The organism is Streptomyces sp. NPDC002265 (genome assembly GCF_040296125.1).
Lineage (GTDB): Bacteria > Actinomycetota > Actinomycetes > Streptomycetales > Streptomycetaceae > Streptomyces.
Window position 1 is genome coordinate 20,068 of sequence record NZ_JBEOWS010000088.1, and the last position, 8,575, is coordinate 28,642.

At 70.7% G+C, this 8,575-nt stretch carries 6 protein-coding genes and 1 pseudogene; 3 read left to right on the plus strand and 4 right to left on the minus strand.

The window, feature by feature from the left end; genetic code table 11:
• The first annotated feature begins 99 nt into the window (after nucleotides 1–99).
• Both ABT085_RS17730 and ABT085_RS17735 read left to right on the plus strand, forming a co-directional pair.
• Nucleotides 100–804 carry an Rv1352/Rv1906c domain-containing protein gene (locus tag ABT085_RS17730; protein WP_351608069.1) on the plus strand — a complete coding sequence of 235 codons (705 nt, stop codon included), beginning with the start codon at nucleotides 100–102 and terminating at the stop codon, nucleotides 802–804.
• A gap of 204 nt (nucleotides 805–1,008) precedes the next feature.
• A complete protein-coding gene (locus ABT085_RS17735) occupies nucleotides 1,009–1,734 on the plus strand; it encodes a hypothetical protein (protein ID WP_351608072.1) in 726 nt (241 codons plus the stop codon).
• A 315-nt stretch (nucleotides 1,735–2,049) separates the two neighbouring features.
• Here ABT085_RS17735 and ABT085_RS17740 read toward each other — a convergent pair whose 3' ends face one another.
• The 3 genes and pseudogenes from ABT085_RS17740 to ABT085_RS17750 form a co-directional block, all read right to left on the minus strand.
• Nucleotides 2,050–3,177 (minus strand): DUF6183 family protein, encoded by a 1,128-nt coding sequence (locus ABT085_RS17740; protein WP_351608075.1) that lies wholly within the window; start codon nucleotides 3,175–3,177, stop codon nucleotides 2,050–2,052.
• Nucleotides 3,178–3,242: 65 nt separating this feature from the next.
• Nucleotides 3,243–4,013, minus strand: a complete 771-nt coding sequence (locus ABT085_RS17745) for an HNH endonuclease family protein (protein ID WP_351608086.1) — start codon at nucleotides 4,011–4,013, stop codon at nucleotides 3,243–3,245.
• Between the two features lie 91 nt (nucleotides 4,014–4,104).
• Nucleotides 4,105–4,338 (minus strand): annotated as a pseudogene (locus tag ABT085_RS17750) (hypothetical protein); the annotation flags it as partial.
• 172 nt (nucleotides 4,339–4,510) lie between these two features.
• Between ABT085_RS17750 and ABT085_RS17755 the strand changes: the two are divergent.
• Entirely contained in the window at nucleotides 4,511–4,690 is a 180-nt protein-coding gene (locus tag ABT085_RS17755) for an antitoxin (protein WP_351608078.1), read from the plus strand.
• 144 nt (nucleotides 4,691–4,834) lie between these two features.
• Here the strand turns inward: ABT085_RS17755 and mfd are convergent, their stop codons facing one another.
• Nucleotides 4,835–8,368, minus strand: a complete 3,534-nt coding sequence (gene mfd, locus ABT085_RS17760) for a transcription-repair coupling factor (protein ID WP_351608080.1) — start codon at nucleotides 8,366–8,368, stop codon at nucleotides 4,835–4,837.
• Nucleotides 8,369–8,575 lie beyond the last annotated feature (207 nt).

Below are 8,575 nucleotides of genomic sequence, written 5' to 3' on the forward strand. Positions count from 1 at the left end.
TGTGAACCGTGTTGACTCGGTTCACAAGCTCTGGTCTTATTGACCCAGCGAACGAGCGGCCCCATCAAGGCGGCCGCCACGCCAGGGGAGGGGACAGCCATGGGGATGAAGGGCAAGGTCGCGCTGGGCGCCGTGGTGGGGATCGTCGTCATCGGTGTCGTCTCGGCGAACGCCGGCGACAACGGTGCCGACGGCACGGGCAACACCGCCGACAAGGGCTCTTCGACGTCCGCGGCGCAGCAGCCCGGCAGCAAGAAGAAGGACAGCGGCGGCGGCAAGGCCGAGGCGTCCGGGAAGAAGAAGGCCGCGTTCGAGGGGGACGGCGAGTTCCGGGTCGGCTCGGACATCAAACCCGGCACCTACCGCACCACCGGCAACGCCGACGGCATGTGCTACTGGGAGCGCGCCAAGGACGCCTCGGGCGAGATGGACTCGATCCTGGCCAACGACAACGTCACCGGCACCAGTTACGTCACCGTCAAGGCCACCGACAAGCTCTTCAAGTCCACCGGCTGCAAGGACTGGGAGGCCGTCGCCGACGGCCGGGCCGAGAGATCCTCCGCCACCGGCATGGACGGCGACGGCGGCATGTTCGCGGTCGGCCCGGACATCGCCCCCGGCACCTACCGGTCCACCGGCAACGCCGACGACTCCTGCTACTGGGAGCGCACCAAGGACGCCGACCACGGCCTCGACTCGATCGTCGCGAACAACAACGTCACCGGCACGGCCGTCGTCACGATCAGCGCCAAGGACGCCTACTTCAAGACGTCCGGCTGCGGGGACTGGAAGAAGTCCGGCTGAGCCAAATGCGGTCGGGCCGCCATCGACCGCACCTCATCCGGAACACCGGAGCACCGGGTGCACCCCCCGCATGCCGGGACTCTCCCGCAGGACCGCCCCACCCCGAAGTCGACCGGTCCCCCACCGGGGCCGTACCCGGACCCACAGCGATCGCCGTGCGTCCCCGTCACCTTCCCTCCGACCGACATACTCAAGGAATCCCCCATGCCTCTCACGTCCCGCTTCGCCAAGACGCTCGCCGTCGTGGCGCTCCCGCTGGCCCTCGCCGCCTGCTCCTCCGGCTCCACCGACTCCTCCTCCCACACCTCCGCCGCGTCGCAGGACAAGCCGGCGAAGGACCCCAACGCCGGACTGATGACGGGCACTCAGCTGAAGAAGGCCCTCGCGCCCGCATCCGCCTTCCCGTCCCACCTCACCGCCGTCAAGGACGGCTTCGCCGACAGCGGCAGCGAGTTCGTGTCCCCGCAGAGCCGGAGCACGGCGAAGCCCGACTGCTCCAAGTTCGAGAACAGCACCTGGCTCGACGTGTCCGGCTACAAGGGCGGCGTGTCCTTCGCGCAGGGCGACTACGCCAACCAGGACCAGACCGAGGAGATGACCCAGGAACTCGACGCGTTCCAGGGCACGACCGCGACCGACGTCATGAAGAACGTGCAGGCCGCCGCCACCGCATGCGCCGCGTTCACGGACCTCGACGACCACTCCAAGGTCGAACTCGCCGGCCGCGCCACGCCCGGACTCGGTGACGAGGCCTACACCATCACCGTCACCAGTGGCCACTGGGAGAGCGGCACCACCCTGATCGCCGTCCGCGTGGGCAGCACCGTGGCCACCGTGATGTCGAGCGCCGGCAGCGACAACGGCGCCGCCAACGCCGCCAAGCTGGCGGGGAACCTCGCGGACTCGCTCAAGGCAGCCACCACGTCCTGACCGCCGGGCCGACGGGGGAGGGGGAAGCCACGGAGCGCACGCGTCACGCGTGCGCTCCGTCGGCTTTTCCGCGTGAACCCCGAAGCGGGCCTCAGTCCGCGCGGAAACGCGCCGGCGCCTCGGTCGGGTTGCCTCCCGTGGGGAGCTTCCGGTCCGGGCAGCCGGAGAGGACCTTCTGCGTACGGGCCGACGCATCACAGTCACCCAAGTGGCGCGGGAGGCCCGGGCCCTGGACCAAGAGCTGTCGGAGTCCAAGGACCGGATCACTGCCCTGGAGAGCCGACTGCGCGAGGCGGAGGACAATCCCACTGCTGCTCAGTCGGTGTCCGTCGCGGCCAGCACCGCCAGCCGTCGGCGTTCCGAAGTGACCGCGGCGAGGCCGACGTCCCAAGCCACGCGCTCGAACCATGTGGTCTCGGCGCCGAAGCCGTACCAGGTGCACTCTCGTACGCGCGCCTCGGCCTCCTCCGCCTGGCCGCCCTCTGCGGCCCCGGAGAGAGCGGCCAGGGACCGCCACGCGGCCAGCCGGCCGTAGGCTCCGCGAACGCCGGAGTTGTAGGCCCCTCCCGTGGAGGCGGCGGCGAACAGCAGCTGCCAGGCGTGGTCCGGTGGGCAGGCGGCGGCCGAGAAGGCGGTCTTTCTCCCCGCGCCCTTCAGACACTCCAGGCCCAGCGCCAGCAGCATGCTCGGCACCGACTCGGCCCCCAGAGGAGATTCGAGATCGAACAAGCGCGCCTCGATCCGTCCGTTCGACTCCTCGGCCCAGTTCGCCACAGCCGTGCCGATGCGCTGGGCGATGACCGGGGTCGTCGTCTCCCGGGCCGCAGGAACGTGTGCCCCGGCACCGGTCGTCACCGGGCGGTTCGCCGGGCGACCGTACGGCATCGAGTGGCTGCCACCGCGAGCGCAGTAGCTGGGCAGATCCGGGCGTCCTTCCACTTCGGACAGCGTCAACGGCAGCCACCCCAGCGGGTGGTGCCGCCAGTGACGAGAGGTCGCCCATCCTGCGACTCCCGGCGTCCCGACCACATCGGCGCCTCTGAGCACGAGTTCGTGGACCAGGCAGGCACGCAGCTCCTCCGTGGCGTTCCCGGTGAACGCCACGGCCAGTTCCTCTGCCGGATGACTCGACGCCAGCAGGGAAGCGGCATAACGGTCCAGCTTTCCGTCGGCGCTCCCGGCCGAGGAGACGAGCCGCAACGCCTGGGTGACGTTCGCGGAGCCGGGGGTGGTGGTCAGCAAGCGGAGCAGATGGTCGAAGACACTCCTGTACTGCCAGATCCGCCCGGCGCCGGACCCTTGAGCCCCGGTGAGTGCGATGCCGAGGTCGGCGAGGAAGGCGGCGTCTCCCCGCGCGATACGGCGATCAGCCACCTTCCACACGTCGGTGACGCTCTCCCGGTCCGGAAGTGTCGCCACGATCTGCTCTATGCGATCAGCCACGGCGTGGAGCCTACGTGTCCGCCGGCCAGGGCCCGAACATGTTTTTCCCCACCGTCACTTCACAGTCAGCCGCCACACTGCTTCAGCATCGTCTCCTTGTCGGCTGCCGTGACCGGCAGGTCGTACTTCAACGACACCTGGGCCACCCGCACCGAGTAGGAGCAGCGGATCTGCTTGTTCGGGGGCAGCCAGGTGGCGGGGCCGGAATCGCTCTTGGCGCCGTTGGTGGGGCCGTCCACCGGGATCAAGTTGAGCGGGTCGTTCGCTATGTCCTCCCGCTTGCCCTTGGACCATCGGGAGGCGCCCATCTGCCAGTCGTAGGACAACGGCATGACGTGATCGATCTGGACCTGGGTGGCCTTCGACTTCGTCCAGTCGATCGTCCTGCCGGTATACGGGTCGTGGAGGGACATGGAGACGACGACGCAGTCCGATCCGCTGCGGAACTTGACCTTCTGGCCATCGCGTTTCAGCAGATCGTTCCGCGAGTCACACCCGTTGTGAGCGAAGGGGACATCACCCGGTGCCGAATCCATCCATGCGTAGCCGAACTCGTCGCGGGCGTAACCCGTCTTCGGACCGCGCCCCTTCGTGGTCACTTTCTGGATCAGGGCTCGGGCCTTTGCCTTGTCCCCGGCAGAGGTGATGGCCGCCAGGCCTGGCTTCGTCCCGTCCGGATTGTCCAGCGGGCTCACGGCATGCCCGTCCTGGGACGTCGGCACGGCGGAGCCGGACGGAGCGTTGTGGGCCGGAAGGTCGACGTCCTTGCACCCGGTCGCCAGCAGGGGCAGGCCGAGCAGCGCGACTCCTGCCAGTACCCGCCGGGCCACGCTCATGTGCCTCACGTGCCTGGTGTCACGCACGGCAGGCCACCCCCTGGATGAGCTGGGAGAACATGCCGGCCAGACGCCCAGCCACGGAGATGACGCGGGTGTCGCAACCGTTCGAACCGGTGTCGGCCCAGGCGGTGCCGAAGCGGTCCCGGTCGTACCCGGTCCTGGGCGCCCGCCCCTTGACGGTCAGCGACCGGGCCGCGGCGAGCGCTGCGCCGCCGCTCCCGGTCTGGGCGGGCCCCCCGGAACCCGTGGTCCGGTCCTTGCATCCGGTCACGGTGATCGCGGTCATGACGGCGATCACCCTCCCACCCCTCAGACGCCTCACGAGCGCCCCTCCCCTTGCTCCGTGGTTCCCGCTCCCTACGGAGCGTCTTCCCCGTAGCGGTCCGTGCACACCGTAACCGCCCCGAGGTCCAGACCACTCGGGCGCTCAGGTGCACATTCCTCGCAACTCCGGCGTATCGTCAGTCACAGCCGTCCTCCGGAAGGAGCTCTGGATGGGCATCTTCGACAGGTTCAAGCACCACGGGCAGGACAAGGCCAAGGACATCTCCGACACCGCGGAGAAGAAGGTCAACGAGAAGACCGGCGGGAAGTACGAAGGCCAGGTCGACCAGGCCCAGCAGAAGATTGAGGGCTCGCTCGGCATGGACCGCGACCGGCCCGACCGGCCGTAGCGACCTTCCGGCCCCGCACGGCAACGGCACCCGCCGGGGCATCCGGGGCCGTCTTCGCCCGAACCCGAGCCGCCCACGCCTCGCGCGTGGACGGCTTCGCCCGTTCCGCCCTCGTGGCCCTCTTCGCCTTCTTCGCTCTCGCCGCTACGACCCCAGGACCGTCGCCAGGAACTCTCCGACCCAACCGAGGAGTTCCCGTCCGACCAGCGGCTTGCCGCCGACCTTCGCGGTCTTCGGACGGGGCACCAGGATCTGGTGGACGGCTGGCTTGATGACCGTCCCCGGGTACAGCCGCTTCAGACGCAGCTCCTGCGACTCGCGCAACTCCACCGGCGCGAAACGGATGTTGGTGCCCTGGAGCACGATCTCGCCGACCTCACAGGCCCGCGCGAGCATCCGCAGCCCCGCCACCAGCAGCAGGTTCTCCACCGGCTCGGGCAACTTGCCGTAGCGGTCGACGAGTTCCTCGCGGACGGCCTTGATGTCCGCCTCGGAGTTGGCGGAGGCGATCGCGCGGTACGCCTGCAGACGCAGCCGCTCGCCCGGCGCGTAGTCGTGCGGGACGTGCGCGTCGACCGGCAGCTCGATCTTGACCTCCAGCGGCGGCTCCTCCTCGACCCCGCCCGTCTCCAGCTGACGCCGGTAGTCGGCGACCGCCTCGCCCACCATGCGTACGTACAGGTCGAAGCCGACGCCCGCGATATGGCCGGACTGCTCGCCGCCGAGCAGATTGCCGGCGCCGCGGATCTCCAGGTCCTTCATCGCCACGTACATGCCCGCGCCCATCTCGGTGTGCTGGGCGATGGTGGCGAGGCGCTCGTGGGCCGTCTCCGTCAGCGGCTTCTCCGGCGGGTAGAGGAAGTAGGCGTAGCCGCGCTCGCGGCCGCGGCCCACCCGGCCGCGCAGCTGGTGCAGCTGGGACAGGCCGAAGGTGTCGCCGCGCTCCACGATCAGCGTGTTGGCGTTGGAGATGTCGATGCCGGACTCGACGATCGTCGTCGAGACCAGCACGTCGAACTTCTTCTCCCAGAAGTCGACGACGACCTGCTCCAGCGCCTGTTCCGACATCTGGCCGTGGGCGGTGGCGATCCGCGCCTCGGGGACGATGTCGCGCAGCCGCGCCGCCGCCCGGTCGATCGACTCGACCCGGTTGTGGATGTAGAAGACCTGGCCCTCGCGCAGCAGTTCACGGCGGATCGCGGCGCCGATCTGCTTCTCCTCGTACGGGCCGACGAAGGTGAGCACCGGGTGGCGCTCCTCCGGCGGGGTGGTGATCGTCGACATCTCGCGGATGCCGGTGACCGCCATCTCCAGGGTGCGCGGGATCGGGGTCGCGGACATCGTCAGCACGTCGACGTTGGCCCGCAGCTTCTTCAGCTGCTCCTTGTGCTCGACGCCGAAGCGCTGCTCCTCGTCGACGATGACCAGTCCGAGGTCCTTGAACTTCGTCTCCGAGGAGAACAGCCGGTGGGTGCCGATGACCACGTCCACCGCGCCCTCGCGCAGGCCCTCCAGGACGCCCTTGGCCTGCGTGTCGGTCTGGAAGCGGGACAGGGCCCGCACGTTCACCGGGAACTGCGAGTACCGCTCGCTGAACGTGCCGAAGTGCTGCTGCACCAGCAGCGTCGTCGGCACCAGCACGGCCACCTGCTTGCCGTCCTGTACGGCCTTGAAGGCGGCGCGGACCGCGATCTCCGTCTTGCCGTAGCCGACGTCGCCGCAGATCAGACGGTCCATCGGGACCGTCTTCTCCATGTCGTCCTTGACCTCGGCGATGGTGGTGAGCTGGTCGGGGGTCTCCGCGTACGGGAAGGCGTCCTCCAGCTCGCGCTGCCAGGGGGTGTCGGCGCCGAAGGCGTGCCCGGGGGCGGCCATCCGCGCGCTGTACAGCTTGATCAGATCGGCGGCGATCTCCTTGACGGCCTTCTTCGCGCGCGCCTTGGTCTTGGTCCAGTCGGCGCCGCCCAGCCGGTGCAGCGTGGGGGCCTCGCCGCCGACGTACTTGGTGATCTGCTCCAGCTGGTCGGTGGGGATGTAGAGGCGGTCGCCGGGCTGGCCGCGCTTGGCGGGGGCGTACTCCACCACCAGGTACTCGCGGGTCGCGCCCTGCACGGTGCGCTGCACCATCTCGATGTAGCGGCCGACGCCGTGCTGCTCGTGGACGATGTAGTCGCCCGCCTCCAGCGTCAGCGGGTCGATGGTCTTCCTGCGGCGCGCCGGCATCCGGGCGCCGTCCTTGCCGGCCGCCTTCTGGCCGGAGAGGTCGGTCTCCGTCAGGACGGCCAGTTTCAGCGCCGGGTCGACGAAGCCGTAGTCGATCGAACCGCAGGCCACGTGCACGACCGACGGGGAGATGTCCGCGAGGTCGACGTCCAGGCGGGCCGCGATGCCCTCGCCGCCGAGCACCTCGACCGTACGGGCGGCCGGGCCGTGCGCCTCGGTGACGAAGACCGTGCGCCAGCCGTCGGCGAGCCAGCCCTTGGTGTCGGCCAGCGCCTTCGCGGTGTCGCCGCGGTAGGTCTCGGTGGCGCGCATGCCGAGCTGGAGGGTGTCCGCCTCCAGCTCCAGGTCGGCGGCGAACGGCGACACCGACCACCACATCATGTCCAGCTCGCGGGCCCGGTCGCGGACGTCCGCGATGGACCACAGGGAGGCCGCGCCGACGTCGATGGGCGCCTCGCCGCCGCCCGCGGTGGCCGCCCAGGACGCCTGGAGGAACTCCTGGGAGGTCGCCACCAGGTCCGCGGCCCGGGTGCGGACCCGTTCCGGATCGCAGACGACCGTCATCGCGCCCTTCGGCAGGACGTCGAGCAGCAGCTCCATGTCGTCGACCAGGACCGGGGCGAGGGACTCCATGCCCTCCACGGCGATCCCCTCGGCGATCCGGCCCAGCAGCTCGCCCAGCTCCGGGTGCTGCTCGGCGAGGGCCTGCGCGCGGGCGCGCACCTCGTCGGTGAGCAGCAGTTCCCGGCAGGGCGGCGCCCACAGGCCGTGCTCGGCGACCTCCAGGGAGCGCTGGTCGGCGACCTTGAAGTAGCGGATCTCCTCGACGTCGTCGCCCCAGAACTCGACGCGCAGGGGGTGTTCCTCGGTGGGCGGGAAGACGTCCAGGATGCCGCCGCGTACGGCGAACTCGCCGCGCTTCTCGACCAGCTCGACCCGGGAGTACGCGGCGGCGGCGAGGGCTTCCACCACCTCGTTCAGGTCGGCGTTGCGGCCGGTGCGCAGCGCCACGGGCTCCAGGTCCCCCAGGCCCTTGACCTGCGGCTGGAGCACGGACCGCACGGGGGCCACGACGACGGAGACGGGGCCGGTCTCGGGGTCGTCGGTGCGGGGGTGGGCGAGCCGGCGCAGCACGGCGAGGCGCCGGCCGACGGTGTCGCTGCGGGGGCTGAGCCGTTCGTGCGGCAGGGTCTCCCAGGACGGGTACTCCGCCACCCCGTCCGGCGGCAGCAGCGAGCGCAGGGCCGCCGCCAGGTCCTCCGCCTCGCGGCCGGTGGCCGTCACCGCCAGGACGGTGCGGCCGGTCTCGCGGGCGAGCGCGGCGATCGCGAGGGGGCGCGCGGCGGGCGGGCCGACGAGGTCGACATGCATCCGGTTGCCGTCGGAGGCCGCCTTGGCCGCTTCCGCGAGGGCGGTGTCCTTGACTACGGCGTCGAGCAGACCGTGCAGGCTCATGGAGGGCTTTCCGTCCGAGGGCCCGCGGTACGCCGGGGGCGTACCGGGGGGCCGGGTGGGCAACGCGAAGGGCCCGACGCGTGTCACGGGCCGGGGGTGTCCAGAGTACGACGGTGCGCCGCCCGGCGCCGGGGCTGTGGACAACGCCCGGGGGTGACGCAACGCGGCCGGGGGGGGGGGGGGGCCCCCCGGGGCGGCGGGGGCGGG

What these genes read in the sequence shown, in the direction of transcription:
- ABT085_RS17730 (WP_351608069.1), top strand. Translation starts at nt 100, where the DNA reads ATGGGGATGAAGGGCAAGGTCGCGCTGGGCGCCGTGGTGGGGATCGTC.
- ABT085_RS17755 (WP_351608078.1), top strand. Translation starts at nt 4,511, where the DNA reads ATGGGCATCTTCGACAGGTTCAAGCACCACGGGCAGGACAAGGCCAAG.
- ABT085_RS17745 (WP_351608086.1), bottom strand. Translation starts at nt 4,013, where the DNA reads ATGAGCGTGGCCCGGCGGGTACTGGCAGGAGTCGCGCTGCTCGGCCTG.
- ABT085_RS17735 (WP_351608072.1), top strand. Translation starts at nt 1,009, where the DNA reads ATGCCTCTCACGTCCCGCTTCGCCAAGACGCTCGCCGTCGTGGCGCTC.
- mfd (WP_351608080.1), bottom strand. Translation starts at nt 8,368, where the DNA reads ATGAGCCTGCACGGTCTGCTCGACGCCGTAGTCAAGGACACCGCCCTC.